This window comes from Streptomyces sp. NPDC004327, from assembly GCF_042873935.1.
In the GTDB taxonomy this organism is placed as follows: Bacteria; Actinomycetota; Actinomycetes; order Streptomycetales; family Streptomycetaceae; genus Streptomyces.
On record NZ_JBIAME010000011.1, the window covers coordinates 121,602 to 147,147 of the forward strand.

The window sequence follows — 25,546 nt, forward strand, 5'->3', positions numbered from 1 at the left end:
TCATGGCGGTTTCGGCCCGGGCAGGCTGCCGCCATGAACCTCTACGTGACCGGGCTCCTCCTCGCCGTGGCCTCCGCGGCCTGGCCCGTGGGCCCGCCCCGGCCCGCCGTCCTGCGCGGCTGGGAGCCCCCTCCTGGCCCCTATGCCGCCGGCCACCGCGGCCTCGACCTCGCCGCCCCGCCGGGCACCCCGGTCCGCGCCCCGGCCGCCGCCACCGTCACCTTCGCCGGTCCCGTCGGCGGCCACGGCGTCGTCACCCTGACCCTGACGGGCACGGGCCTGCCGCCCCTGCGCACGACGTACGGCCCGGTGGAACCGGTGGCCCGGGCGGGCACGGTGGTGCGGGCGGGCGACGTCGTGGCGCGCGTCGCGCCCGACGGCGATCACTGCCCGGTGAGCTGCCTCCACTGGGGCCTGCTGCGGGGCGAGACGTATCTGAACCCGCTGGGACTGCTGGGCGGAGGGCCGTCGAGACTGCTGCCGGTGTGGGGGCGCGCGCCTGAGTGACCTTGGTCGACTGCGTGCACTGCGGGGGGAGGGGTGGGGGCGGGGGGCGGGGGGAGGGAGGGCCCCGGAAGCCGGTCAGGCGCCGGAGCGGTTCAGGTTCCGCGGATGCCGCCCAGGGCCATCGAGACCGCCGCCTCCGTGATCGTGGCGGGGTCTTCGGCGGCGCCCAGTTCGAGGCGGCGGACGGCGGCGTCGACGACGCCCTGGAGGAGCATGGCCTCCAGACGGGGCTGGGGGCGGGCGAGGGCGGTGAGGGCGTCGACGATCATGGTGACGAGGGTGCCGTGGGCGGCGCGGATCTTCTCGCGGGCGCCGTCGTCGAGTTCGCTGGCGGAGATGGCGACGACGGCGCGGTGGCGGCGGTCGCCGACGAGTTCCAGCTGGGTGCGGACGTAGGCCTCGACCTTGCCCTCGGCGGTGTCGGCGGCGGCCATGGCGGCTTCGACCTCGGCGGCCCAGAGGGGGAAGTCGACGGCGCAGAGCTCCTCGACGACGGCGGCGCGGGAGCGGAAGTACTCGTAGACCGAGGAGCGGGCGAGGCCCGTGCGCTCGGCGAGGGCGGGGAAGGTCAGCGCCTCCGTACCGCCTTCGGACAGCAGGGAACGCGCGGCGTCCAGCAGGGCGCCGCGTTGCATGGTCCGGTGCTCGGCCACCGAGGCCGCTCGAATCCTTGGCACGGCTCCACTGTACGGCGACGGCGGGCCGCCCGGTCAGTGGGTCAGCGGCCCACGTCGGCGAGCTTGGCGCGCAGCTGGAGGACGGATTTGGTGTGGATCTGGCTGACGCGGCTCTCGGTCACGCCGAGGACGTGGCCGATCTCGGCGAGGGTGAGGCCCTCGTAGTAGTAGAGCGTGACGACGGTCTTCTCGCGTTCGGGAAGGGTGTTGATGGCCCGGGCGAGGAGCCGGCGCAGTTCACGGTCCTCGGCGACCTCGACGGGGTTGTCGGCGGCGGTGTCCTCCAGCGTGTCCATGAGCGAGAGCCGGTCACCGCTCTCGCCGCCGACGTGCAGCAGCTCTTCGAGGGCGACGACGTTGGCGAGGGACAACTGACTGAAGACGGCGTGGAGTTCCTCGAGGGTGACGCCCATCTCCGCGGCAACCTCGGGCTCGGTGGGCGTGCGGCGCAGCTGCGCTTCGAGGGTGGCGTAGGCGCGCTCGACGTTGCGGGCCTTCTGGCGGACGGAGCGGGGGATCCAGTCGAGGGCGCGGAGTTCGTCGATCATCGCGCCGCGGATGCGCGTGATCGCGTAGGTCTCGAACTTGATGGACCGCTCGACGTCGAACTTCTCGATGGCGTCGATGAGTCCGAAGACCCCCGAGGAGACGAAGTCGGCCTGCTCGACGTTGGAGGGCAGGCCGACGCTGACGCGTCCGGCGACGTATTTCACCAGGGGTGAGTAGTGCAGGATCAGCTGTTCCCGCAGCCGCTCGTCGCCGGTGTCCTTGTACGAGCGCCACAGCTCGTCGAGCGTGGTCGGTGCGGGTGGTCGCACGGTGCCCCGGGCTGCTGGGGGCACCACAGCGCGGTCAGACCCGGAGGTGTGCTGGGGCATGCGTCGCCTTGAGCCGTTCTGCCGTCGGGTGCGGAGGGGTCGGTCCGGTTGTCGGGCGGTGGAACCTCGTGAGCGTAGCGTGAGTGGGCCGTCGCGGTGCGCGAACGCCTGTGGATCGCGCCGGTCCGGGTGGCTGCCCTCGCCCACATCTTCGAACGGGGGCCGTGGCGCGGATCGGCCCTTCGGATGCGGCCGAGAGAACTCGGTTGCTCATCTGGTTCACCTTTTCACCCGAATGCTCCGGGTCAAGTACCGCCATGCCGGGCGTTCGGGGGTTCGGGTCGCCTGTTCGCCAATCGCCAGTCGTCCTGCCGGCGTTCGACGAAGCCGAGGGAGTGGAGTTCGTACAGCTTGGCGAGGGTCTGGTCGGGGTGGGTGCCGGCGTGGGCGGCGATGTCGGCGAGGGCTGCCGGGCCGTGGCCGGGGAGGGCTTCGAGGACACGGGCGGCGTCGGGGGCGAGGAGGTCGCGCGGCAGTACGGGGCCGCGGCGCGGTGGGGCGAGCTGGCCGATGTCGCCGACGAGTTCGATGATCTCGGCGGCGTCGGTGACGAGGGTCGCCTCGCCGCGCAGGAGTTCATGGACTCCGGCGGAGAGTCCGCTGGTGACGGGGCCGGGGACGCCCATGGTGTGGCGGCCGAGGCGGGTGGCGGCGCGGGCGGTGACGAGGGAGCCGCTGCGGAGTTCGGCTTCGACGACGACGGTGCCGCGGGTGAGGGCGGCGATGACGCGGTTGCGCAGGACGAAGCGGCTGCGGGTGGGATGGCCGCCGGGTGGGAGTTCGCCGAGGACGAGGCCCTGCTCGGCGATGCGGGCGAGGAGGCGGGCGTGGCCGCGGGGGTAGGGGGTGTCGACGCCGCAGGCGAGGACGGCGACGGTGGCGCCGCCGTTGCCGAGGGCGCCGCGGTGGGCGGCGCCGTCGATGCCGTAGGCGGCTCCTGAGACGACGACCCAGCCCTGTTCGGCGAGTCCGGCGGCGAGGGTGGCCGCGGTGTGGGCGCCGTACGGAGTGCAGGCGCGGGCGCCGACGACGGCGACGGAGCGCAGGGCCCAGGCGCGGAGGTCGGCGGGGCCGCGGGCCCAGAGGCCGAGGGGCCGGGCGTCGCCGAGGTCGTCGAGCTGCCGGGGCCATTCGGCGTCGCCGGGGATGACGAAGCGGCCGCCGAGCCGGGCGAGATGGTCGAGGTCGCGTTGTGGTGTGGCGGTCCGGGCGCGCCGCCGCCAGCTCGCGAGGCGCTGCTCGCCGATGCGGGGGAATGTGGCGGCGCCACGGGGCCGGGAGCCGGGGTGGCGGTCGGGGGCGTGGCCTGAGTCGGGGTCGTTGCCCGAGACGGGGTGGGGAGCGTGGCCTGAGCCAGGGTCGGGGTCGGGGGCGTGGCCTGAGTCGGGGTCGGGGCCTGGGGTGTCGGGTTCCCAGAGGCCGGGTTGTTTCGCGCCGCCGTCTTCGTCGAGGAGGCGGAGGAACGCGACGGCGCCGTGGCGACGGATGGCGCGGCCGGCGTGTTCGTCGCCGGGTTCGACGATGTGGCTGAGGGCGGCGCGGGCGAGGCGTTCGTCGTCGTGCGGGGTCATGTCCACTCTCCGGCGGCGACGGGGACGCCCCGGGCGATGCCGGTGCGCAGTTCGAGGGCGAGGGCGAGGTCGTCGGCCTGGGGGCGGTCGTGTCCGGCGAGGTCGGCGATGGTCCAGCCGACGCGCAGGACGCGGTCGAGGCCTCGGGCGGTCAGCAGGCCGCGTTCGATGTCGCGTTCGGCGGCGGCGAGGGCGCCGGGTGCGGCGTGGAAGCGGGTGCGCAGTTCGTGTCCGGGGATCTCGCTGTTGACGGACCAGGGGGTGTCGGCGAGGCGGGTGGCGGCGCGGGCTCTGGCTTCGTGGACGCGGTCGGCGACGGTGGTGCTGGCTTCGCCGCGGCTGCCCTGGCCGAGGAGGTCGGAGCGGGTGACGGGTTCGACGGCGACGCGGAGGTCGACGCGGTCGAGGAGGGGTCCGGAGAGGCGGGCCTGGTAGCGGCGGATGACGGCGGCGGGGCATTCGCAGCCGGAACCGAGGAGGGTGTGGCGGCCGCAGGGGCAGGGGTTGGCGGCGAGGGTGAGGAGGAAGCGGGCGGGGAGCCGGACGACGCCGGCGGCACGGGCGATGACGACGTGGCCGGATTCGAGGGGCTGGCGCAGTGCGTCGAGGGATTTGGTGGAGAACTCGGGTGCTTCGTCGAGGAAGAGCACGCCGCGGTGGGCGAGGGAGACGGCGCCGGGGCGGGGCAGTCCGTTGCCGCCGCCGACGAGGGACTGCATGGTGGCGGAGTGGTGGGGGGCGCAGTAGGGCGGGCGGTGGACGAGGGGTTCGCCCGGCGGGAGGATGCCGGCGACCGAGTGGACGGCGGTGACTTCGAGGGACTCCTGGCGGGTGAGGGGCGGGAGGATGCCGGGGAGCCGTTCGGCGAGCATGGTCTTGCCGGCGCCGGGTGGACCGGTGAGCAGGAGGTGGTGGCTGCCCGCGGCGGCGATTTCGAGGGCGCGGCGGGCGGTGTGCTGGCCGGCGACGTCGGCGAGGTCGGGGCGGCCGTCGAGGGGATCGTCGGCGGGTGCGGCGGCGAGGCCGGTGCCGACTCCGGCGCCGGGGACGAGGAGTCCGGCGAGCATGGGGTCGGGGCGGCCGTCTTCGTGGGGTGCTTCCTCGGGGACGGGTTCGTCGGCGAGGACGGCGATGAGCTGGCGCAGGGTGCGGACGCCGAGGACGGAGACGCCGGGGACGAGGGCGGCTTCGCCGGCGGTCTGTTCGGGGACGACGACCTGCTTGTATCCGGCTTCGGCGGCGGCGAGGACGGCGGGCAGGACGCCGCGGACGGGCCGGACGCGGCCGTCGAGGCCGAGTTCGCCGATGAGGACGAGGTCGGCGATGGTGCGGGGGTCGATGCGTTCGGCGGCGCCGAGGACGGCCGCGGCGACGGCGAGGTCGAAACCGGAACCGCCCTTGGGGACGGAGGCGGGGCTGAGGCCGACGGTGAGTTTCTTCTGGGGCCATTCGGCACCGGAGTTGACGATGGCGGCGCGGACCCGGTCGCGGCTTTCGACGAGGCTCTTGTCGGGGAGGCCGACGAGGGTGAAGGCGGCGACGCCGGCTTCGAGGTCGGCCTGGACTTCGACGACGACGCCTTCGACGCCGACGAGGGCGACGGAGCAGGTGCGGGCGAATCCCATCACGCCACCCCCTGGGCGTGGGTGACGACGGGTGCGCCGCGGCGGGGCAGGACGACGCCGACGAGGTCGATGCGGACGCCTCCGCCGTCACACGTCCCGACTGGTGGTCCGCCCGGCGGTCCGGCGGACGGTCCGCCGTGGCGGTCGAGCCAGCAGGCGGCGAGGCGGCGGAGCCGCTCGGCCTTGCGGGGGGTGACCGCGGCCATGGGGTGCTCGAAGGCGCCCTCGCGGCGGGTCTTGACCTCGCAGATGACGAGGGTGTCGCCGTCGCGGGCGACGATGTCGATCTCTCCGGTGCGGCCGCAGCGCCAGTTCCTGGCGAGGACGTGCAGGCCGGTCGCGGTGAGGGTGCGGACGGCGAGCTCTTCCCCGTACCGCCCGAGTGCTTGTGTGGCGTTCATCGGTACCACCTCCGGCACCGACTGTGACGCACCGTGACGCCGCGTGTGCGGCGCTGTGGACGAGCGGGCGATTGTGGAAAACCCGCTCACTCCCCCGGGTGGTCCGGCGTCCCCCGCCTCAGCTGCCGGGCAGCTCCAGGTCGCTCTTGTTGAGCTCCTCGATGTTCACGTCCTTGAAGGTGAGGACGCGGACCTGCTTGACGAAGCGGGCGGGCCGGTACATGTCCCAGACCCAGGCGTCGGCCATGGAGACCTCGAAGAACACCTCGCCCTGGACCGAGTGCACCTGCATCTCGTAGTCGTTGGTGAGATAGAAGCGCCGCTCGGTCTCGATGACGTATTTGAACAGCCCGACGACGTCGCGGTACTCCCGGTAGAGCTTCAGCTCCATCTCGGTCTCGTACTTCTCGAGGTCCTCGGCGCTCATGGCATGTTCCCCTATCAGCCGTGCGTCCCCCTATTGTGCGCCAGTCGCCCGGGCCCCTAAACGATTTCCGGGGCGAGAACGAGCGGCTGGCTCGGGGGTCCTTCGTCGAGCAGCCGGTGCAGCAGCTCGGCGAGTCTGTTGGGGTACACCGTCTCACGGGCCGCCGACAGTTCGGCGGAGGTCCACCACCTGAGGCCCGCGACGCTGCGGGTCTCCAGTTCGGTGAGGGCCGCGGGGGCGGTGGCGGTCTGGGTGGTGCGGGCCAGGTAGTACCACTCGTCCTGGTCCCAGCGGCGGCCGTCGAAGGGGAAGGAGCAGTAGCGCTGCCAGACGACGGGCCCGAGGCGGACGTCGGTGATGCCGGTCTCCTCGACGAGTTCGCGCAGGGCGGCCTGCTCGCGGGTCTCGTCGCCCTCCAGTCCGCCGCCGGGTGTGAACCACCAGGTCTGGGCCGGGTCGTCGGGTTCGTAGCCGTGGATGAGCAGGATGCGGTCGTCGGGGTCGAGCAGGATCACCCGCGCGACTCTCCGGGCCTGCGCGGCCGGGACTCCCGCACCACCCGGAGCTCCCGCACCACCGGGAGCTCCCGCACCACCCGGAACTCCCGCCCCCGCCCCGTTCCCCGTCTCCGTGCCGGCTTCCGCGTCCTGCGTCACGCGCTCACCCGCTTCTTCTCCGCCGGTTCCGCCGCGGGCTCCGGGCGCCGCAGCCGGGCCAGCGGCCCGTACGCGGCGCCGGCCAGGATCAGTACACACCCTGCGGCGACCGCGTAGAAGAGGGCCATGACGGGGCCCGGCCGGGAGATGCCGCCGGGGAGGGCGGCGAAGCCGGTGGGCCGGGCGAGGAGACCCTTGGCGGGCCAGGCGACGGCGTCGACGCGGGCGACGACGGAGGAGCGGGGTACGGAACCGTGGGCCGCTTCCTGGAGGTGGGCGCGGGAGTCCATGGAGGTGTGGCGGTCGTCGCCGAGGAGGAAAAGGTTCCCGGCGGGCACGGTGGCCGAGAACCGCTGTCCGGAGGCGGTCGTTCCGGCCGGCAGATACGGTTCGTCGACCGGTGTGCCGTTGACGGTGAGGCGGCCGTCGCTGCCGCAGCACGCGACGGTGTCCCCGCCGACGGCGACGACCCGCTTGACCATGGTGACGTTGCCCCAGGCCGGGTCCTGGAAGACGACGACGTCGCCGCGCCGGACGTCGGAGCCGTCGACGCGCTGGGCGAGGACCTTGGAGCCGACGTCGAGCGTCGGGGTCATCGAGTCGGTGGGGACGGAGAACGGCTGGTAGAGCACCGCTCCGACGACGAAGCCGCCGAGGAAGAGCACACAGCCGACGGCCACGGCCAGCCCCGACAGGACACTGCCGAGGCGGCCGCGGCCGTCCTTCGTACGCGCGGTGCGGGACGTGCCCGGTGCACGTGTCGTGCTCGATGTGACGCTCATGGGCTTGGCACCTCGGATGGTCCGCCTGGCCGTCCGTGCGACGGTCCGGGACGGCACCCTACCCGCGGGTCGCTACTCGGCGGTATGGCGTGCGGCGCGCTTCTTGCGCCGCCACAGCACGAGCGGGAGCCCTCCGGCGACGCCCATGGCGCCGGGGGCGGCGGCCAGCGCCTGGTTGAGGCCGGGCTGGTCGAAGGTGGCGGGCACGGGCAGGGTGGACCAGCGGGTCACCGGCCAGGCGATGACGACGGCGCGGCCGACGACCTCGTCGTTGGAGACGGTGCCGCCGCCCGCGAGTTCCATGTGGAAGCGGGAGTCGAGCGAGTTCTGCCGGTTGTCGCCCATGACCCAGATGCGGCCCTTGGGGACCTTGACCGGGCCGAAGGCCGGGTCGCAGGGGACCGAGCCGGGATAGAGGTAGGTCTCGTCGAGTTCCTTGCCGTTGACGACGACCTTGCCGCCCTCCTTGCAGGAGACGGTGTCGCCGCCGACCGCGATGACCCGCTTGATGAGGTCCTTCTCCTCGGCGGACGGCATGAGGCCGATGAAGCTGAGGGCCTTCTGCAGGATGTTCGGCTGCGGGGTCGGCTCGCCCTCCAGCCAGCCGCCCGGGTCGTGGAAGACGACGACCTCGCCGCGCTCGGGCTCGGAGCCGAACCATGGGGTGAGCTTGTCGACGAGGACCCGGTCACCGCGCTGCAGGGTGTTCATCATCGAGTCCGAGGGAATCGAGAACGCCTGCACCAGGAAGGTCTTGATGAGCAGCGCGAGGACGAGCGCGATGCCGATGAGGAGCGGCAGCTCCTTCCAGAAGGAGCGGGGCTTCTTCGGGCCGTGCCCGTCCTGGCCGGTGTCCTCGCCGGCTCCGGTCCCCTCGCCCGCTCCGGTCCCCTCGCCCGCGCCGTCGGCGCCTGCGGAGTCCGCTGCGGGGTCCGGCCGGTCCGTGGAGTCATCGGTCATGGCCGCCGCCGGGGGGTGGGGCCGCTGGGGCCTCTCCTCGGGCTCGCCGTGTCCGGAACGTGCGCCGACGGCCACATCCCCCACATCCACTCCTCAGTCCGTGCGCTCGCCCGTCCCGGAACAGGGACAGGCCCATCACTCCCATAACGAGCAGAAGTTCCGCCGGGGTCGGGAGCGGGGGCAATCCGTTCAGATTCCGCTGGGACACACTATGCGACGGAGCTTGCGCCGAGGACTGCGCCACGGCCTCGTGCCCGGTGTCGGGCACGGACGCGAACGTGGCGCGTTCCTCCAGGCCGCGCCAGTGGCCGAACGGCCAGGCGATGACGACGGCCCGGCCGACGATCTGCTCCTCGGAGACGGTGCCGTGGTCCGGCTCGTCGAGGTGGTAGCGGGAGTCGGCGGAGTTCGACCGGTGGTCGCCCATGACGAAGATGCGGCCCTCGGGGACCTTCACCTCGAAGGGGATCTTCGAGGGCGGGTTGCCGGGGTGCAGATACGGTTCGTCCAGCGGTACGCCGTTGACGGTGATCCGCCCGTCGTCACCGCAGCACTTGACGGTGTCGCCGCCGACCGCGATGACCCGCTTGATGAGGTCGCGTTCGTCGGCCGAGGGCATCAGGCCGATGAAGGTCAGCGCCTGCTTGAGCTGCTTGACGCCCACCGGGTCGTCGGCGGGCGGCGCGCTCTCCTGCTGGAGCCAGTTGCCGGGGTCCTGGAACACGACGACGTCGCCGCGCTGCGGCTTCGAGCCGAACCACGGCGTCAGCTTGTCGACCAGGACCCGGTCGCTGATCCGGATCGTCTGCTCCATGGAGCCGGACGGGATCACGAACGCCTGGACCAGGAAGGTCTTCAGGACGAGCGCGATGAGGACGGCGACGCCGACGAGGACCGGGATCTCGCGGACGGCGGAGCGCTGCCGGCGCCGCTTGACCTTGCGGGCGAGCCTGCGCCGCTCGGCCCGCCCCGGCGGCGTACGGGACTCGTCGTCCGGGCCCGTGCCCGTACCGCCCGCGCCCGCACCGCCCCGGCCGGCCGGCGCCTTGCCGCGCCTACCCATGTCCCTGTCCGTCCGTGCCCGGGTGCCCGGCCCCGTGCCCGCCGGTACCCGAGCCCCCGGCACCGGTCCCTGTCCCCTGCCCGCCGTTACCCGAAGCCCCGGCACCGGTCCCGTGGCCGCTCGCCGTCCACTGCGGTACGGCGGCGAAGGCGTTCGTGCCGGCCACGGTGGACCAGCGGCCGAAGGGCCAGCCGATCCAGTCGGCGCGGCCGATGACCTTGTCGACCGGGACCATGCCGCCGCCGGGCTGGCCGAGGTGGTCGCGGGAGTCGGAGGACTGGCTGCGGTGGTCGCCCATCACCCACAGGGTGCCGTCGGGGACCACGATGTCGAAGGGCACGCGGGACGGCTGGTCGCCCAGCATCACGTACGTCTCCTTGACCGGCACGCCGTTGACGCTGATCCGGCCGTCCTTGTCGCAGCAGACGACACGGTCGCCGCCGGTGCCGACGACCCGCTTCACGAAGTCCGTCTCGTCGGGTTCGGCGAGGCCGAGGGCCGCGGCGGCGGCGTGCAGGGCTCCGGTGACGGGGTTGCCCGCCGGCTGTTCCTCGACGAAGGAGCCGGTGCCGTCGAAGACGATCACGTCGCCGCGCCGCGGCTCGCTGCCGAAACGGTACGCCAGCTTGTTGACGAGGATCCGGTCGCCGACCTGGAGCGTGGGCTCCATCGAGCTGCTCGGCACCAGGAAGGGCTGCAGCACGAAGTGGCTGAACAGCAGCAGGAAGGTCATGCAGGCGACGCCGATCAGGCCCGTACGCCGCCAGGTCAGCGCGCGCTCGGGCGCGGACTTCTCCTCACCGGGCACGGCTTCGGGCTCGGGCGCTGCTTCGGACCCGGCTCCGGATCCGGGTCCGGATCCCGGTCCGGATCCCTGTCCGGATCCCTGTCCGGATCCGGGTCCGGCCTCGGATCCTGCTCCGGACGCGGCTCCGGTCTCGGGCTTCGCGCGCGGGGTTTCCGCGTTCCGCCCGGAAACGCGCGCGGAGCGCGACCGCTCCTCCTCGCCGGAGGAGCGATCGCGCTCCGTGTGCTGTGCTTCGGTGTCCATCGGGGGCAGAGCTTATCCCGCCACCCTGTGGGACCTAGCTCAGTTGTCGCGCTTCTCCTTGATCTTGGCAGCCTTGCCGCGCAGCTCACGGAGGTAGTAGAGCTTGGCGCGACGGACGTCACCGCGGGAGACGAGCTCGATCTTCTCGAAGATCGGGCTGTGCACCGGGAAGGTGCGCTCGACGCCGACGGAGAACGAGACCTTGCGGACCGTGAAGGTCTCGGAGATGCCCGAGCCCTGACGGCGGATGACGACACCCTTGAACTGCTGGATACGGGAGCGGTTGCCCTCGATGACGCGAACGTGGACGTTCACGGTGTCGCCGGGGCGGAAGGCCGGGACGTCGGAGCGCAGCGAACCGGCGTTGACCTGGTCGAGCAGGGAGGCCATGGAGGTCTCTTTCCTCGCTGATGCCACAGGTCATCAGCGGTACGTACGAATGGTTGGAGAGCGTCGCGCGTCTCTGGCGGGCGTCGTTCCCCCTGTGGCAGGGGCGCGCGCCGGACGTACGACAGCGGCCTATTCTTCCACGGGCTCGGGCCCGCGCCAAAATCGGCCGCCGGGCTCGGGGGCCCAGCCGAGCATGGAGAGGACTTCCCGGTCCTTCTTGTCGAAGGCGGCGGGGTCGGTTCGCTCGACGAGGTCGGGGCGGTTGGCGGCCGTACGCCGCAGGGCCTCGTCCCGGCGCCAGCGCGCGATCTTGCCGTGGTGCCCGCTGAGCAGCACGTCCGGGATCTCACGGCCGCGCCACACCGGGGGCTTGGTGTAGACGGGGCCCTCCAGGAGGTTGGCCATCGCGCCGGGCGCGAAGGAGTCGTCCTGGTGCGACTCGGCGTTGCCGAGGACGCCGGGCAGCAGCCGGGCGACGGCCTCGGTGATGACGAGGACGGCGGCCTCGCCGCCGGCGAGCACGTAGTCGCCGATGGACACCTCGTAGACCGGCATCCGGGTGGCGTACTCGTCCATCACGCGCCGGTCGATGCCCTCGTAGCGGGCGGGCGTGAAGATCAGCCAGGGCCGCTCGGAGAGTTCGACGGCGAGTTCCTGGGTGAAGGGACGGCCGCTGGGCGTGGGCACGACGAGGACCGGGCCGTGGGCGCCGGCCTCGAAGCCGTCGGCGAGGGTCTGGTCGAGGCAGTCGCCCCAGGGCCCGGTCTTCATGACCATGCCGGGACCGCCGCCGTACGGGGTGTCGTCGACCGTGTTGTGCCGGTCGTGGGTCCAGTCGCGCAGGTGGTGGACGTGGACGTCGAGCTGTCCGCGCGCGCGGGCCTTGCCGACGAGCGAGACGTTCAGCGGTTCGAGGTACTCGGGGAAGATCGTGACGACGTCGAGGCGCATCAGGAGGCGTCCTTGTCGAAGTCCGCGCCCTCGGCCCCGGAATCGGCCCCGGCGGCCTCCGCCTCCCCCTCGGCGTCGGCGTCGCGCGTGGAGACGACGACGGCCTGGCTGTCGTCGATCAGGCCCGGCGGCGGGGTGATGACGGCGCGCTGGTTCTCCAGGTCGATCTCGGTGACGATCTCCGAGACGAAGGGGATCATGACCTCGGTGCCGTCGGGCCGCTCGACGATGAAGAGGTCCTGGGACGGCAGGTGGGAGATCTCGGAGATCACGCCGATCTCGGTGCCGTCGGCGAGGACGACGTCGAGGTCGACCAGCTGGTGGTCGTAGTACTCGTCCTCCTCCTCGGGCAGCTCGTCGGGGTCGACGTCGGCGATGAGGAGGGTGTTGCGCAGGGCCTCGGCGCCGTTGCGGTCGTTGACGCCCTCGAAGCGCAGCAGCAGCCGGCCGCTGTGCACCTTGCCGGACGCGACGGTGAGGGGCCCGGCGGAGGCGGGGTCCGTGTGCAGGACGGCGCCGGGTCCGAGCCGCAGCTCGGGCTCGTCGGTCCGCACCTCGACGGTGACCTCGCCCTTGATCCCGTGGGCACGGCCGATCCGCGCGACTACCAACTGCACTGGTGAACTCTCCCCTTTTTGCGGCTAAACCGCCGCCGCTCTCGCGGAGGTGGTACCTCTCCGTCGTGGTTGCTCAATCAATTTTGCTCTTGCCGGCGGGCAAAACGACTCAGGCCGGGGTGGGCGCTTGGCCCTCCCCGGCCCGTGCCGGTGTCAAACTTTCAGCGGACCTGGTCCACGTCGACGAGGTCGACGCGGATGCCGCGGCCGCCGATGGCACCCACGACGGTGCGCAGCGCACGCGCGGTGCGGCCGTTGCGGCCGATCACCTTGCCGAGGTCGTCGGGGTGGACCCGGACCTCGAGTACGCGGCCGCGACGCAGGTTGCGCGAGGCGACCTGCACGTCGTCGGGGTTTTCGACGATGCCCTTCACGAGGTGCTCGAGAGCCTCCTCGAGCATGATCAGGCCTCGGAAGACTCAGCGGCCTCGGCCGAGGAAGCCTCAGCCTCGTCCGCCTTGGCCTTCTTGGCCTTCGGGGTGATGGCCTCACCCTTGGCGTCGTCGCCCTCGAGAGCCTTGGCGAACTCGTCGAAGGTGGCGCGCTTGGCTTCCTTGGTCGCCGGGGCGAGCAGCGGCTTCTCCGGGGCCGGGAGGCCCTTGTGCTTCTGCCAGTCACCGGTGAGCTTCAGGATGGCGAGAACCGGCTCGGTCGGCTGGGCGCCGACGGACAGCCAGTACTGCGCACGCTCGGAGTCGACCTCGATACGCGACGGGTTGTACGTCGGGTGGTAGATGCCGATCTCTTCGATCGCGCGACCGTCACGACGGGTGCGGGCGTCGGCGACGACGATGCGGTAGTGCGGCTGGCGGATCTTGCCGAGGCGCTTGAGCTTGATCTTGACTGCCACTGGAGTGGTGTCTCCTGAACTTGACGTGGTTGGGCACTTGAGATGCCACGTGGGGTTGCGGTACTCGGGTGCCCGATGGACGCGTCAGCCGGAGGAGAGAGGGGTCCTATGCGACTGTCGAGTACAGCTAGCCATTGTGCCACACGCCGCGGGGTCAGCTTGCGGCGCCCACCGTCTCCGGGATGCGGAAGGGCTTGCCGCAGCCGCCGCAGACGATCGGCGCCTGGGCGAGCACGGACGGGACCACGCGCACGTTGCGCCCGCAGTCGCAGACGGCCTTGACCCGCACGCCGCCGCCGGAGGAGCCGTGCCGGGCGGCCGGTCCGCGGAAGGAGCGCTTGGTGTCGGCGGCGGTCGCGACCGTGTGGGCCTTGAGGGCGCGCTGCAGCCGCTCGATGGTGGGCCGGTAGCGCCGCCTGGCCTCCGCGTTCAGCGTGACCAGGGAGAAGCCGCTGCTGGCGTGCGGTTCCTCGGGATGGTCGAGGCCCAGCTCCTCGGCGATCGCGAGGAATCTGCGGTTGTGGTAGCGGCCGGCGCGGGAGGTGTCGCGGACGCCTCGGGCGGCGGCGATGCCGTGGACTGCCTCGTGGAGCAGTCGCTCGAAGGAGAGCTCGGCGCCGCAGGCGGACGAGGACTCTCCGATCAGGGACTCGGGCGCGGCAAGATCCGGCAGCTCGGGGTGGTGCCGCTGAATGTCGGCCCACGCCTGCGCCAGCTCTGCGGCGAGGACAGGTGGTGTCGTGCTCACGTCGGGTACAACGACGCGGATCCCCTCCGGGTTCCATTCCGGGGCAACTCAAATATTTTGCACGTACCCGTCAGTCGGTACGGAGGTGTGGGGAGCCGGTACGACCGGTGCGTACGGCGCAAACGCCCCGGCGCGCGGGCTGGTCACGCACGCGGGTGGCGGTGTGGGAGGGACAGTACCGGTTCGCGGAGCCGCTCCGGGCCGGTACCCCCTCCCCCGTACGGACTCCTGGCGGAGGTTGGCCGGGGGCCGTACGAAGGTTGGCCGGGGTCCGTCGGCCGCGAGCACTGGACGGGGGCGGCGATGCGCAGTTCCCTGGCTACGGGGGGTTGTCCGAGGGGGTTGTCGTCCAGGCACGGATTGGGGCGCTTTCCATGACACCTACGCTCGTCCCGCACCACCCCGCGCGCGATTGGGCCGAGATCCAGGAACGCATGCTCGTCCCGCTGTACGAGGCGGTGTACGACCGGCTCGGCGTGGTCGCCGGGTCGCGGGTGCTCGGCCTGGGCTGCGGCTCCGGCCTCGCGCTCCTGATGGCGGCGGCGCGGGGGGCGCGGGTGGCCGGCGTCGACCGGGACCACGCGCGCGTGGCGCTGGCCAGGGAGCGGCTGCCGCGGGCGCCGCTGGGCGCGGCGGACGGCACGGCGGTCCCGGAGGCGGTACGCGAGGGCGGTCCGTACGACGTGATCACCGCGTTCCACGGGCCGGCGGCGCTGGCCGGCGTCACTCTTCCGGCCGAACGGGGCGCGGCGGTCGTGGTGGCGGGCTGGGGGCCGCCGGAGCGGTGCGCTACGGCGTCGGTGCGGCGGGTCGCGGCCCGGCTGGCGGGCTGGACCGCGACGGAGCACGACGGGCCGCGGGACTGCCTGGCGGAGGCCGTCGCCGCGGCGGGGCTGCGGCCGTCCGGCTCGGGCGGGGTGGCGTGCCCGTTCGGCTACGCGGACCGGGACAGCGCGGTGCGGGGGCTGCTGTCGACGGGCGAGTTCGACGCGGCGCTGCGGGCGACGGAGCCGGACCAGGTGGAGAAGGAGCTCCTGGAGGCGCTGGAGCCGTACGCGCGCCGGGACGGCACGGTGTGGATGCCGAACGTGTTCCGGTACGTGGTGGCGCGGGTGCCGTAGGCGGGGCCGAGGCCCGGGGCGTGGAACCGCGTCCCGGGGACGGGGAACCGGGCGCGAGGCCGACGGGAGTCCGGCGGCTCGCGTCGGCCCGGCTTCAGCTCTCCTTGGCGAGGCGCGGGATGCCCGCCACCCGGTACGCCTCCGCCTCCTCCAGGGTCTCGTTCTCCAGGAGGGCCTCGGCGAGCGCGTCGAGTTTGTCGCGGTGCTCGCGCAGTTGACGCAGCGCGCTCTCGTAGCACTCGTCGACGATCCGGCGCATCTCCTCGTCGACGCGGTCGAGGGTGGCGGGTGCGGCGGAGAGTCCGTACGCCTGCTGGGCGTCGCCGGGGATGGCGGTGAGACGGCCGACGCGTTCGCTCATGCCCCAGCGGCCGGTCATGCCGCGGGCGATGTTGGTGACCTGTTCCAGGTCGTTCTCGGCGCCGGTGGTGATGACGCCGAAGACGACCTGCTCGGCGGCCATGCCGCCGAGGGCGCCGATGATGCGGCCGCGCAGATACTCCTCCGTATAGGCGTATTTATCTGATTCGGGTGTGGACAACGTGACGCCGAGGGCGCGGCCGCGCGGCACGATGGTGATCTTGCGGACGGGGTCGGCGCCGGGCTGGAGCATGCCGAGCAGGGCGTGGCCGCTCTCGTGGTAGGCGGTGCGGCGGCGTTCCTCGGCGGGCATGACGAGGGGGCGTTCGGCGCCGAGCTGGACCTTCTCCAGGGCGTCGGAGAGGTCGGACTGGGTGACGGACTGCTGCTGGCGTTTGACGGCGAGGAGGGCGGCCTCGTTGGCGAGGTTGGCGAGTTCGGCGCCGGTCATGCCGGGGGTGGTCTTGGCGACGTGCTGGAGGTCGACGTCGCGGGCGAGCGGGATCTCCCGGGTGTGGATGCGGAGGATGGCCTCGCGGCCGCCGCGGTCGGGCGGGTTGACGTGGACGATGCGGTCGAAGCGGCCGGGCCGGGTGAGGGCGGGGTCGAGGACGTCGGCGCGGTTGGTGGCGGCGAGCACGATGACGCCCTCGGAGCCGGTGAAGCCGTCCATCTCGGTGAGGATCTGGTTGAGGGTCTGTTCGCGTTCGTCGTGGCCGCCCATGCCGGCGCCGCCGCCGCGGGCCCGGCCGATGGTGTCGATCTCGTCGATGAAGATGATCGCGGGGGCGACCTTGCGGGCCTCGTTGAACAGTTCGCGGACGCGGGAGGCGCCCACGCCGACGATCATCTCGATGAACTCGGAGGCGGAGGCGGAGAAGAAGGGCACGCCGGCCTCTCCCGCCACCGCGCGGGCGAGGAGCGTCTTTCCGGTGCCGGGCGGGCCGGCGAGGAGCACGCCGCGGGGCATCTTGGCGCCCATCGCGCGGTAGGCGGCGGGGTTCTTCAGGAAGTCGACGACGTCGTTGAGTTCGCCGGCGACCTCGTCGATGCCGGCGACGTCCTCGAAGGTGGTGCGCCTGCCGCCCTCCAGCTCGACCGGCTTGGGCGGGGCCTTGCGGCCGAGCATGCCGCCCGCGCCGCCGAGGCCCGCGCTCATCCGGCGGGCGATGAACACCCACAGCAGGATGAGGATCAGCATCGGGGCGAGCGAGATCAGCAGGTTGCTGAGGAAGCTGCGCTCCTCGACGACCGGTTTGGCGGTGACGGTGACGTTCTGCTTGGTGAGGGAGTCCCACAGCTTGTCGTCGGCGAAGGCGGGCCGCTGGGTCTTGAACTTGGTGTAGTCGCCCTCGCCGTCGGGGACCGGCTGCTTGTTCTTCAGCTGGCCCTGGATGGCGTCGCCCTTGGAGTAGATCTTGGTGACGTTGCCGGCGGCGACCTGCTTGTCGAACTCGGTGTACGAGATCGTCGCCTCGTCGCCCTGGTTGAAGATCGACAGGAACAGGTTGGCGATGAGGTAGACCACGAGTGCCGTGAGGATCAGCCCGCCCCAGCCGCCGGGCATCTTCTTCCTGGGCGGCGCGGGCGGCGGGGCCCCTTCCGAGCGCCAGGGCTGGTCGGTCCGGTCGCGCGGGGGTACGGGGTTGGCCACGGGATCTCCTCGGGGTGGCAGTGGCCCCAGTATCGAAGAACCGAACATGTCCGGCATTACGGGCGGGCTGACCGGACGAAGCCCCGGGGACGGAGCCGACCGGGCGAACCCGCCGCGAGCACCACCCGGCGAGGCCTCCCCCGAGGCCCCTCCCCCGGGGCCCCTCCGGCGAGGCCGCCCGCCGATGGACACCCAGCGAGGCCGCCCGCCGAGACCCCCCGCACGCACAGGGGCCCGCGGCGGTACGAAACCGCCGCGGGCCCCTTCGCCCGGCACCCCCGGGTGCCGGCCATGGGTGTCAGCCCATGAACTTCTTGAACTCGTCCGGGAGCTCGAACTCGCCCGGGCCCTGCCCCGCCTCCGGCAGCCCGAAGGCGCCGCCGGCCTGGGCCTGCTCGCGCTTGGCGGCGGCGGCCTGCTCGTCGGCCTTCCGCTTCATCGGGTTGCCGCTCTTGCGCTTGCCCTTGGCCTGCTTGACCTGCTTCTTCTGCCGGCCGGCGCCGCCGCCCATGCCCGGGATCCCCGGCATGCCCGGCATGCCGCCGCCCTGCGCCATGCGCGACATCATCTTGCGGGCGTCGAAGAACCGCTCCACCAGGCCCTTGACGGCGCTGACCTCGACGCCGGAACCCTTGGCGATACGGGCGCGGCGGGAGCCGTTGATGATCGTCGGGTCCTGGCGCTCGGCCGGGGTCATCGACTTGATGATGGCGCCGACGCGGTCGACCTCGCGCTCGTCGATGTTGTTGATCTGCTCCTTCATCTGCGCCATGCCGGGCAGCATGCCGAGGAGCTTGGAGATGGAGCCCATCCGGCGGACCTGCTCCATCTGGGCGAGGAAGTCGTCGAGGGTGAAGTCCTGGCCCTTCTTGGAGGCCAGCTTCTCGGCGACCTTGGCGGCCTCCTCCTGGCTGAAGGTCTGCTCCGCCTTCTCGATGAGCGACATGATGTCGCCCATGCCGAGGATGCGGGACGCCATGCGGTCCGGGTGGAACGCGTCGAAGTCGTCCAGCTTCTCGCCGTTGGAGGCGAACATGATCTGCTTGCCGGTGACGTGCGCGATGGAGAGCGCGGCGCCACCGCGGGCGTCGCCGTCGAGCTTGGACAGGACGACGCCGTCGAAGCCGACGCCGTCGCGGAACGCCTCGGCGGTGTTGACGGCGTCCTGACCGATCATGGCGTCGACGACGAAGAGGACCTCGTCGGGCGAGACCGCGTCGCGGATGTCCGCGGCCTGCTGCATCAGCTCCTGGTCGATGCCGAGGCGGCCGGCGGTGTCGACGATGACGACGTCGAAGAGCTTGGTGCGCGCGTAGTCGATCGAGTCCTTCGCGACCTGGACCGGGTCGCCGACGCCGTTGCCCGGCTGCGGGCCGTAGAAGCCGACGCCCGCGCGCTCGGCGACGACGCCGAGCTGGGTGACGGCGTTGGGGCGCTGGAGGTCACAGGCGACGAGCAGCGGGGTGTGACCCTGGGCCTTGAGCCAGACACCGAGCTTTCCGGCCAGGGTGGTCTTACCGGCACCCTGGAGACCGGCGAGCATGATCACGGTCGGAGCGGTCTTGGCGAACCGCAGACGGCGGGTCTCGCCGCCCAGGATCGAGATCAGCTCTTCGTTGACGATCTTGATGACCTGCTGCGACGGGTTCAGGGCCCGGGAGACCTCGGCCCCGAGGGCGCGCTCCTTGACGCGGGCGATGAACGCGCGGACCACGGGCAGCGCGACGTCGGCCTCGAGGAGGGCGATACGGATTTCCCGAGCCGCGGTGTCGATGTCCTGCTCAGAGAGGCGGCCCTTGCCCCTGAGGGCCTTGAAGGTATTCGCCAAGCGGTCGGAGAGAGTATCGAACACGGCGCTCGTCGGTCCTTGGGGTCGGGAGTAGGGAATCGCCCTCCAGGGTATCCGGCCCGGCAAAGGAATCGTCCCCGCCCACCGGATCGGGTGGCCGCGGACGTATCCCCGCGGTGACGCGGACCTGTCCCCGCGGTGGCGCGGACGTATCCCCCGCGGTGGCGCGGACGTATCCCCCGCGGTGGCGCGGGCGTGCCCCGCGGTGGCGGGGACGACCGGCCGCTTCGAGGATCTCGCCCTCACCGCAACGCCTCCTCCAGCGTCTTCGCCAGCCCCGCCGCCTCCTCCGAGCCGAGCAGCGAGCCGTCCGGCCGCGTCACGTACAGCGTGTCGACCGCGTTGGCGCCGAGCGTCGAGACATGGGCGCTGCGCACCCGGACCTCGGCGCCCTCCAGGGCGCGGCCGATGCGGTGGAGGAGGCCGGGGGCGTCCTGGGCGCGGACCTCCAGGACGGTGGCGAGGCGGGAGCCGGCGGCGGCGACGGTGACGCGGGGCGGCGGGGCGGCGGCGCCGCGGCGGCGCGGGTAGGCGGCGTCGCGCTCCGCGAGGCGGGCGGGGACGTCGAGGGAGCCGTCGAGGGCGCGGACGAGGTCGGCGCGCAGCCGGTGGGCCTCGGGCAGCGAGCCGTACTCGGCGGCGACCCGCCAGTCCAGGACGAGGACGGGCCCGTCGCCCAGGGCGCGGGGCAGGGTGACGGCGCGCAGGTCGGCGGCGCGGACGGTGAGGCGGTGCAGGGCGAGGACGCCGGCGACGGCGGGCAGCACGCCGGGGCGTTCGGGGACGGCGACGAGGAGCTCGACGCCGACGGGTTCGGGTTCGCCGGGGTCCGGGGCCGGTTCGTGGGCGGTGTGCAGGGCGAGGACGGGTTCGCCGGTGCGCAGCGCCTCGACGGCGAGGCGCTCCTGTTCGGCGCTGGGCGCGGCGGCCTCCGGGTCGGGCGGCTCCTCGCCTGCGAGGACGCCGGCGACGCGTTTGACGAGGTCGGCGACGAGGGAGGCGCGCCAGGTGGACCAGGCGGCGGGTCCGGTGGCGAGGGCGTCGGCCTCGGTGAGGGCGTGCAGGAGTTCCAGGGCGCTCTGACCGCCGACGGCGGCGGCGACGGCGCGGACGGTGGCGGGGTCGTCGAGGTCGCGGCGGGTGGCGGTCTCGACGAGGAGCAGGTGATGGCGGACGACGGTGGCGAGGACGGCGGTGTCGGCGCGGTCGAAGCCGATGCGGGCGGCGACGTCGCGGGTGATGGTCTCGCCGGCGACGGAGTGGTCGCCGGGCCAGCCCTTGCCGATGTCGTGGAGGAGCGCGGCGACGAGGAGGAGGTCGGGGCGGTGGACGCGGCGGGTGAGGGCGGCGGCGCGGACGGCGGTCTCGACGAGGTGGCGGTCGACGGTGAAGGTGTGGACGGGGTTGCGCTGGGGGCGGCAGCGGACGCGTTCCCAGTCGGGCAGGAGGCGGCTGATGACGCCTTCGGCCTCCAGGGCCTCCCAGACGGGGACGGTGCTGTCGCCGGCGCCGAGGAGGGTGACGAGCGCCTCGCGGGCCTCGGCGGGCCAGGGCACGGGCAGGGGCGGCGCGGTGGCGGCGAGGCGGCGGACGGCGTGCGGGGAGAGCGGCAGTCCGGCCTGGGCGGCGGCCGCGGCGGCGCGCAGCGGCAGGACGGGGTCGCGTTCGGGCCTGGCGGCGAGCGCGAGGACGGCCTCGCCGTCCATCTCGACGACGCCTTCGGCGAGCGGGGTGCGTTCGGCCGGCGGTGTCCCGCCGCGTCCGCCGGACCGGCCGGCGAGCAGGGAGCGCAGCCGGGGCGGCCGGGCGGCGCGGGCCTTGAGGACGCGGCCGACCTCGCGCCAGGTGACGTCGGAGGCGTACGCGATGGTGCGCGCGGCCTCGTACACCTCGCGCAGCAGGGTGTCGGCGTCGAGGAGGCCGAGTCCGGCGGCGACGGCGTCCTGGTCCTGCAGGGCGAGCCGGTCGGTGGCGCGGCCGGTGGCGAGGTGGAGGGCGTCGCGGGCGTCGAGGAGGCGGCGGCGGGCGTCGTCGAGTCCCGCGCGGGGCGCGTCGGCGAGCCAGGAGGCGGCGACGGCGCGCAGGGCCTGGGCGTCGCGGAGGCCGCCGCGGGCTTCCTTGAGGTCGGGTTCGAGGAGGTACTGGAGTTCGCCGGAGCGTTCGGCGCGCTCCTGGCAGAGGGCGGCGAGTTCGGGGAGGCGGCGGGTGGCCTGGTTGCGCCAGTCGGCGAGGACGGTGCTGCGCAGGGCGGTGGCGAGGGCGGGGTCGCCGGCGACGGTGCGGGCGTCGAGGAGGCCGAGCTGGGCCTTGAGGTCGTCGGCGGCGGTCCCGCGGGCCTCGGTGGTGGTGCGGACGGAGTGGTCGAGGGCGATGCCGAGGTCCCAGACCGGGTACCAGATCCGGTCGGCGAGGGCGGCGACGGCGCGGGCGTCGGCGCCGCCGTCGTGCAGGAGCAGCAGGTCGAGGTCGCTGCGCGGGGAGAGCTCGGCGCGGCCGTAGCCGCCGACGGCGACGAGGGCGGTGCCGGGCGGGGGCGCGGCGGCCTCGTACAGGCCGGCGAGCCAGTGGTCGGTGAGCCGGGCGAGGGCGGCGCGGCGCGGCGGCCCGGCCGGCGCCTCCCGGTCGAGGAGGCGCAGCCGGGCCGCCGCGTAGCCGCCGGGTCCGGGATCGTCCGTTTCCGTCGTCACGTCGATGCTCGTCACCAGCGGCTCCTCACTGCTGAAGGGCTAGGGGGTGTCCGGCGGATCAGGGTCGGACAGGCCCTAGGGGGGTGTCTTGTCGATCGGACCGGACCGATCGCGAGCCCGGCATGATCGGCAAGGCACCCCCGCCGGAGGCTGTCCGGCGGATCAGGCCGGACAGGTCCTAGAGGGCGTCGGGTCCGCGTTCGCCGGTGCGGACGCGTACGGCGGTCTCGACCGGCACGCTCCACACCTTCCCGTCGCCGATCTTGCCGGTGCGGGCGGCCTTGACGACGACGTCGATGAGCTGTTCGGCGTCGTCGTCCTCGACGAGGACCTCGATGCGGATCTTGGGGACGAGGTCGACGGTGTACTCGGCGCCGCGGTAGACCTCGGTGTGGCCGCGCTGGCGGCCGTATCCGCTGGCCTCGGTGACGGTGAGCCCGTGGACGCCGAAGGCCTGCAGGGCCTCCTTGATCTCGTCGAGCCGGTGCGGCTTCACGACCGCGGTGATCAGCTTCATGCGTCGACCTTCTTCTTGTTCTCCGTCGGTGCGGGTGCGGTGGCGGTGGTGCGTCCGGTGATGCCGCCGCCGGCCCCGCTGAAGTCGTACGCGGTCTCGGCGTGCTCGACCTGGTCGATGCCGGAGATCTCGTCGTCCTCGCTGACCCGCATGCCCATCGTCCTGTCGATGACGAAGGCCAGGATGGCGGAGACGATCAGCGAGTAGGCGAGGACGGAGAAGACGCCGACGGCCTGCTTGCCGAGCTGGTCGAGGCCGCCGCCGTAGAGGAGGCCCTTGGCCTTGGACTGGACGCCGCCGGTGGCGAAGAGGCCGACGAGGAGGGAGCCGACGACACCGCCGACGAGGTGGACGCCGACGACGTCGAGGGAGTCGTCGTAGCCGAACTTGTACTTGAGGCCGACGGCCATGGCGCACAGCAGGCCGGCGATGGCGCCGATGGCGATGGCGCCGAGCGGGGAGCAGGAGCCGCCGGACGGGGTGATGGCGACGAGGCCGGCGACGGCTCCGGAGGCGGCGCCGAGGGTGGTGAAGGAGCCGTGGCGGAGCTTCTCGTAGGCGAGCCAGGCGAGCATGGCGGCGGCGGTGGCGACCTGGGTGTTGACGAACATGACGGCGCCGACGCCGTCGTCGTTGCCGAGCCAGGAGCCGGCGTTGAAGCCGAACCAGCCGAACCAGAGCAGTCCGGCGCCGAGCATGACGAGCGGCAGGCTGTGCGGGCGCATCGGGTCCTTCTTGAAGCCGACGCGCTTGCCGATGACGAGGATGACACCGAGGGCGGCGGCGCCGGCGTTGATGTGGACGGCGGTGCCGCCGGCGAAGTCGATGACGCCCATGTCGAAGAGCCAGCCGCCGGTGCCCCACACCCAGTGGGCGACGGGGAAGTAGACGATCGAGACCCACAGGGTGATGTAGAGGGCCCAGGCGGTGAACTTGACGCGGTCGGCGAGGGCGCCGCTGATGAGGGCCGGGGTGATGACGGCGAACATCAGCTGGAAGACGGCGAAGACGTAGACCGGGATGGTGTAGCCGTCCCAGAGTTCGGTGAGGCCGATGCCGCTGAGGCCGACGTAGTCGGAGGACCAGGCGACGACGGAGCCGATGTCGGTGCCGAAGGCGATGCTGAAGCCGTAGAGCACCCACAGGATCGTGACGATCCCGAGGCTGATGAAGCTCATCATCAGCATGTTGAGGGTGGACTTCACACGGACCATGCCGCCGTAGAAGAAGGCGAGGCCCGGGGTCATCAGCATGACCAGGGCGGAGCAGATGAGCATGAACCCGGTGTTGGCGGCGGACAGCGGGGGCGCGTCCGCTGCCAGGGTCGTGATGGCTGATGCCATCGGCGTCTCCTCGTCGTCGTTGCGGCCTGTGCGGGGCGGGGCCGAGGGGGCGGGGCCGGGCCGGGCCGTGAGGGGCGCCGCGGCCGGGGGCCGGTTATGCGCCAGAGATTCGCGCAGGCCGGTTTCCGCCGATGCCGCTCGATGTTTCGCCGCAGTGACGAAGGCGCCGGGCGTGTTACGCGGCCGTGAACGGCCGGGGCGCCGCCGGGCCACCCGGGCGCGGACGCGGACCGGCCGCGCCGGTCGTCCGTGGTTCCGTGCGGCGGGGGAGCCGAGTCGGGGTTACGGGACGTCCGGCGCGGCCGGGGTCTTGGGTGGTGCCGAGCGGGTCGCTCAGCGGTCCTGCGGGCTCAGACGGCCTCCGCGGTCTCGGGGAGCAGCGCGGTGAGCCGGTCGGTGAGGTGGACGACTTCGGCGACGTCGCCGAAGTCGCGGGCGGCGGTGTCGACGGTCTTGCGCAGCCGGGTGTTGACCCGTTCGGAGCGGACCTTGCGGGCGATGCCGAGGGCCTTCTCGGCGAGCACCACGGACTGTTCCGGCTCGCGCTTGAGCAGGTGGACGGTGGCCATGCCGATGAGGTTGAGGGCGTAGCTGCGCTGGTGCTCGGGGTCCTTCTCGAAAAGCTCGACGGCGCGCTCCATGACGGGCTCGGCGAGCGAGGCGTAGGTCGGGGAGCGTCCGGCGACGTAGGCGAGGTCGCGGTAGGAGTGCGAGTTCTCGCCGTTGAGCTCGGCCTCGGAGAAGAAGCGGATCCAGTCGGGCTCGGGCTCGCCGTCGAGGCCGACGTCGGAGAAGGTGTCCTCGGCCATCCGCACGGCCCGCTTGCACTTGGAGGGCTGGCCCATGTTGGCGTAGGCGCGGGCCTCCATCGCATACAGCATGGCCTGGGTGCGCGGGGTGGCGCAGTCCCGACTGCCGTACTGGGCGAGGTGGATGAGTTCGAGGGCGTCGTCGGGCCGGCCGAGGTGGATCATCTGACGGCTCATGCTGGAGAGGATGTACGAGCCGAGGGGCTTGTCGCCGGCTTCCTTGGCGGCGTGCAGGGCGAGCACGAAGTACTTCTGGGCCGTGGGCTGGAGGCCCACGTCGTAGCTCATCCAGCCGGCGAGCTCGGCGAGTTCGGCGGCGCACTTGAAGAGGCGCTGCGCGACGGCGGACGGCTGCGGTTCCTGGAGCAGGTCGGTGACCTCGTGGAGCTGGCCGACGACGGCCTTGCGGCGCAGTCCGCCGCCGCACTGGGCGTCCCACTGGCGGAACATGGCGGTGGTCGACTCGAGCAGGTCGAGCTCGACCGGGGAGAGCCGGTGGGTGCGCCGGTCCTCGGCGGGCGCGTGCTGCGGCTCGCCGGGCGGGGCGGGCACCAGCCAGCGCTGCATGGGCTCGATGAGGGCGGGCCCGGCGGCGAGCTGGAGCGAGGAGCCGAGGAAGCCGCGGCGGGCGAGCATCAGGTCGCTGCGGGAGAACTCACTGAGCAGGGAGACGGTCTGCGGGCCGGCCCAGGGCAGGTCGACGCCGGACACGGACGGCGACTGGTGGGCGGTGCGCAGGCCGAGGTCCTCGACGGCGACGACCGAGCCGAAGCGCTCGGAGAACAGCTCGGAGAGGATCCGCGGGATGGGCTCGCGGGGCTGTTCGCCGTCGAGCCAGCGGCGCACCCGGGAGGTGTCGGTGGAGATGTGGTGCGCGCCCATCTGGCGCGCCCTGCGGTTCACCTGGCGCGCCAGCTCGCCCTTCGACCAGCCGCTGCGCACGAACCACGAGCCCAGCTGCTCGTTGGGGCGCTTGCCGGCTGTCGTACCGTCTGCGCCGTTGCCGCCCACTGGAACGCCCCCATCCACCTGATGCCTTGCGAACCCCTGAC

At 72.8% G+C, this 25,546-nt stretch carries 25 protein-coding genes; 2 read left to right on the forward strand and 23 right to left on the reverse strand.

The features are described from left to right. Positions 1–33: 33 nt before the first annotated feature. On the forward strand, positions 34–507 hold the full coding sequence (locus tag ACFYU9_RS32270) for a peptidoglycan DD-metalloendopeptidase family protein (RefSeq protein WP_389347166.1): 474 nt from the start codon (positions 34–36) through the stop codon (positions 505–507). Positions 508–599: 92 nt separating this feature from the next. On the opposite strand, the gene ACFYU9_RS32275 is transcribed toward ACFYU9_RS32270, so the two are convergent. The 17 genes from ACFYU9_RS32275 to ACFYU9_RS32355 all read right to left on the reverse strand — a co-directional run bounded on the left by ACFYU9_RS32275 (position 600) and on the right by ACFYU9_RS32355 (position 14,154). Next, a complete protein-coding gene (locus tag ACFYU9_RS32275) occupies positions 600–1,160 on the reverse strand; it encodes a TetR/AcrR family transcriptional regulator (protein ID WP_389209232.1) in 561 nt (186 codons plus the stop codon). Between the two features lie 65 nt (positions 1,161–1,225). Further along, positions 1,226–2,062 (reverse strand): RNA polymerase sigma factor WhiG, encoded by an 837-nt coding sequence (gene whiG, locus ACFYU9_RS32280; protein ID WP_389208992.1) that lies wholly within the window; start codon positions 2,060–2,062, stop codon positions 1,226–1,228. Between the two features lie 245 nt (positions 2,063–2,307). Continuing rightward, positions 2,308–3,633, reverse strand: a complete 1,326-nt coding sequence (gene dprA / locus ACFYU9_RS32285) for a DNA-processing protein DprA (RefSeq protein ID WP_389347169.1) — start codon at positions 3,631–3,633, stop codon at positions 2,308–2,310. Beyond that, on the reverse strand, positions 3,630–5,258 hold the full coding sequence (locus tag ACFYU9_RS32290) for a YifB family Mg chelatase-like AAA ATPase (RefSeq protein ID WP_389347171.1): 1,629 nt from the start codon (positions 5,256–5,258) through the stop codon (positions 3,630–3,632). The genes dprA and ACFYU9_RS32290 overlap by 4 nt, the downstream gene beginning before the upstream one ends. After that, a complete protein-coding gene (locus tag ACFYU9_RS32295; protein WP_389347173.1) occupies positions 5,258–5,659 on the reverse strand; it encodes a YraN family protein in 402 nt (133 codons plus the stop codon). The genes ACFYU9_RS32290 and ACFYU9_RS32295 overlap by 1 nt, the downstream gene beginning before the upstream one ends. A gap of 118 nt (positions 5,660–5,777) precedes the next feature. Then, on the reverse strand, positions 5,778–6,086 hold the full coding sequence (locus ACFYU9_RS32300) for a DUF2469 domain-containing protein (protein ID WP_005311352.1): 309 nt from the start codon (positions 6,084–6,086) through the stop codon (positions 5,778–5,780). 56 nt (positions 6,087–6,142) lie between these two features. Beyond that, a complete protein-coding gene (locus ACFYU9_RS32305; protein WP_389347174.1) occupies positions 6,143–6,742 on the reverse strand; it encodes an NUDIX hydrolase in 600 nt (199 codons plus the stop codon). Continuing rightward, the gene (gene lepB / locus ACFYU9_RS32310) at positions 6,739–7,524 is read right to left on the reverse strand and encodes a signal peptidase I (protein ID WP_389347176.1); all 786 of its coding nucleotides are present in this window, start codon (positions 7,522–7,524) and stop codon (positions 6,739–6,741) included. The genes ACFYU9_RS32305 and lepB (ACFYU9_RS32310) overlap by 4 nt, the downstream gene beginning before the upstream one ends. A 72-nt stretch (positions 7,525–7,596) precedes the next feature. Further along, on the reverse strand, positions 7,597–8,559 hold the full coding sequence (gene lepB / locus ACFYU9_RS32315) for a signal peptidase I (protein WP_389347178.1): 963 nt from the start codon (positions 8,557–8,559) through the stop codon (positions 7,597–7,599). After that, positions 8,474–9,547, reverse strand: a complete 1,074-nt coding sequence (gene lepB / locus ACFYU9_RS32320; RefSeq protein ID WP_389208979.1) for a signal peptidase I — start codon at positions 9,545–9,547, stop codon at positions 8,474–8,476. The genes lepB (ACFYU9_RS32315) and lepB (ACFYU9_RS32320) overlap by 86 nt, the downstream gene beginning before the upstream one ends. Beyond that, positions 9,540–10,598 carry a signal peptidase I gene (gene lepB, locus ACFYU9_RS32325; protein WP_389347179.1) on the reverse strand — a complete coding sequence of 353 codons (1,059 nt, stop codon included), beginning with the start codon at positions 10,596–10,598 and terminating at the stop codon, positions 9,540–9,542. The genes lepB (ACFYU9_RS32320) and lepB (ACFYU9_RS32325) overlap by 8 nt, the downstream gene beginning before the upstream one ends. A 39-nt stretch (positions 10,599–10,637) precedes the next feature. Further along, positions 10,638–10,988 carry a 50S ribosomal protein L19 gene (gene rplS / locus ACFYU9_RS32330; protein WP_389208975.1) on the reverse strand — a complete coding sequence of 117 codons (351 nt, stop codon included), beginning with the start codon at positions 10,986–10,988 and terminating at the stop codon, positions 10,638–10,640. A 129-nt stretch (positions 10,989–11,117) separates the two neighbouring features. Beyond that, positions 11,118–11,939, reverse strand: a complete 822-nt coding sequence (gene trmD / locus ACFYU9_RS32335) for a tRNA (guanosine(37)-N1)-methyltransferase TrmD (RefSeq protein WP_389208973.1) — start codon at positions 11,937–11,939, stop codon at positions 11,118–11,120. Then, on the reverse strand, positions 11,939–12,556 hold the full coding sequence (gene rimM / locus ACFYU9_RS32340; protein WP_389208972.1) for a ribosome maturation factor RimM: 618 nt from the start codon (positions 12,554–12,556) through the stop codon (positions 11,939–11,941). The genes trmD and rimM overlap by 1 nt, the downstream gene beginning before the upstream one ends. A gap of 161 nt (positions 12,557–12,717) precedes the next feature. Continuing rightward, positions 12,718–12,957: an RNA-binding protein gene (locus tag ACFYU9_RS32345; RefSeq protein WP_056566048.1), complete on the reverse strand. Its 240-nt coding sequence runs from the start codon at positions 12,955–12,957 to the stop codon at positions 12,718–12,720. Between the two features lie 2 nt (positions 12,958–12,959). Next, positions 12,960–13,406, reverse strand: coding sequence for a 30S ribosomal protein S16 (rpsP, locus tag ACFYU9_RS32350; protein WP_389208970.1), 447 nt, complete (start codon positions 13,404–13,406; stop codon positions 12,960–12,962). 154 nt (positions 13,407–13,560) lie between these two features. Beyond that, positions 13,561–14,154 carry a hypothetical protein gene (locus tag ACFYU9_RS32355; RefSeq protein WP_345485364.1) on the reverse strand — a complete coding sequence of 198 codons (594 nt, stop codon included), beginning with the start codon at positions 14,152–14,154 and terminating at the stop codon, positions 13,561–13,563. Positions 14,155–14,528: 374 nt separating this feature from the next. On the opposite strand from ACFYU9_RS32355, the gene ACFYU9_RS32360 reads away from it, so the two are divergent. Continuing rightward, complete coding sequence (locus ACFYU9_RS32360) at positions 14,529–15,275, forward strand: class I SAM-dependent methyltransferase (RefSeq protein WP_389347181.1); 747 nt, start codon at positions 14,529–14,531, stop codon at positions 15,273–15,275. A 94-nt stretch (positions 15,276–15,369) separates the two neighbouring features. On the opposite strand, the gene ftsH is transcribed toward ACFYU9_RS32360, so the two are convergent. From ftsH to ACFYU9_RS32390, 6 genes are all read right to left on the reverse strand, one after another. Next, positions 15,370–17,289 carry an ATP-dependent zinc metalloprotease FtsH gene (ftsH, locus tag ACFYU9_RS32365; RefSeq protein WP_389208966.1) on the reverse strand — a complete coding sequence of 640 codons (1,920 nt, stop codon included), beginning with the start codon at positions 17,287–17,289 and terminating at the stop codon, positions 15,370–15,372. A 298-nt stretch (positions 17,290–17,587) separates the two neighbouring features. Beyond that, a complete protein-coding gene (gene ffh / locus ACFYU9_RS32370) occupies positions 17,588–19,141 on the reverse strand; it encodes a signal recognition particle protein (RefSeq protein WP_389208964.1) in 1,554 nt (517 codons plus the stop codon). A gap of 239 nt (positions 19,142–19,380) precedes the next feature. Further along, positions 19,381–21,840, reverse strand: coding sequence for a [protein-PII] uridylyltransferase (locus ACFYU9_RS32375; protein WP_389347183.1), 2,460 nt, complete (start codon positions 21,838–21,840; stop codon positions 19,381–19,383). Between the two features lie 163 nt (positions 21,841–22,003). After that, positions 22,004–22,342, reverse strand: a complete 339-nt coding sequence (locus tag ACFYU9_RS32380; protein ID WP_004924863.1) for a P-II family nitrogen regulator — start codon at positions 22,340–22,342, stop codon at positions 22,004–22,006. Continuing rightward, a complete protein-coding gene (locus tag ACFYU9_RS32385; RefSeq protein WP_389347185.1) occupies positions 22,339–23,685 on the reverse strand; it encodes an ammonium transporter in 1,347 nt (448 codons plus the stop codon). The genes ACFYU9_RS32380 and ACFYU9_RS32385 overlap by 4 nt, the downstream gene beginning before the upstream one ends. Before the next feature lie 350 nt (positions 23,686–24,035). Then, positions 24,036–25,505: a hypothetical protein gene (locus tag ACFYU9_RS32390; RefSeq protein WP_389208959.1), complete on the reverse strand. Its 1,470-nt coding sequence runs from the start codon at positions 25,503–25,505 to the stop codon at positions 24,036–24,038. Positions 25,506–25,546 lie beyond the last annotated feature (41 nt).

Bases quoted from the DNA above. Each gene is read 5' to 3' on its own strand.
- ACFYU9_RS32360 (WP_389347181.1), top strand. From the start codon at position 14,529: ATGACACCTACGCTCGTCCCGCACCACCCCGCGCGCGATTGGGCCGAG.
- lepB (WP_389347176.1), bottom strand. From the start codon at position 7,524: ATGAGCGTCACATCGAGCACGACACGTGCACCGGGCACGTCCCGCACC.
- ACFYU9_RS32300 (WP_005311352.1), bottom strand. From the start codon at position 6,086: ATGAGCGCCGAGGACCTCGAGAAGTACGAGACCGAGATGGAGCTGAAG.
- ACFYU9_RS32385 (WP_389347185.1), bottom strand. From the start codon at position 23,685: ATGGCATCAGCCATCACGACCCTGGCAGCGGACGCGCCCCCGCTGTCC.
- ACFYU9_RS32270 (WP_389347166.1), top strand. From the start codon at position 34: ATGAACCTCTACGTGACCGGGCTCCTCCTCGCCGTGGCCTCCGCGGCC.
- dprA (WP_389347169.1), bottom strand. From the start codon at position 3,633: ATGACCCCGCACGACGACGAACGCCTCGCCCGCGCCGCCCTCAGCCAC.
- ACFYU9_RS32290 (WP_389347171.1), bottom strand. From the start codon at position 5,258: ATGGGATTCGCCCGCACCTGCTCCGTCGCCCTCGTCGGCGTCGAAGGC.
- trmD (WP_389208973.1), bottom strand. From the start codon at position 11,939: ATGCGCCTCGACGTCGTCACGATCTTCCCCGAGTACCTCGAACCGCTG.
- lepB (WP_389208979.1), bottom strand. From the start codon at position 9,547: ATGGGTAGGCGCGGCAAGGCGCCGGCCGGCCGGGGCGGTGCGGGCGCG.
- whiG (WP_389208992.1), bottom strand. From the start codon at position 2,062: ATGCCCCAGCACACCTCCGGGTCTGACCGCGCTGTGGTGCCCCCAGCA.
- ACFYU9_RS32345 (WP_056566048.1), bottom strand. From the start codon at position 12,957: ATGCTCGAGGAGGCTCTCGAGCACCTCGTGAAGGGCATCGTCGAAAAC.
- ACFYU9_RS32380 (WP_004924863.1), bottom strand. From the start codon at position 22,342: ATGAAGCTGATCACCGCGGTCGTGAAGCCGCACCGGCTCGACGAGATC.
- rplS (WP_389208975.1), bottom strand. From the start codon at position 10,988: ATGGCCTCCCTGCTCGACCAGGTCAACGCCGGTTCGCTGCGCTCCGAC.
- ACFYU9_RS32295 (WP_389347173.1), bottom strand. From the start codon at position 5,659: ATGAACGCCACACAAGCACTCGGGCGGTACGGGGAAGAGCTCGCCGTC.
- lepB (WP_389347179.1), bottom strand. From the start codon at position 10,598: ATGGACACCGAAGCACAGCACACGGAGCGCGATCGCTCCTCCGGCGAG.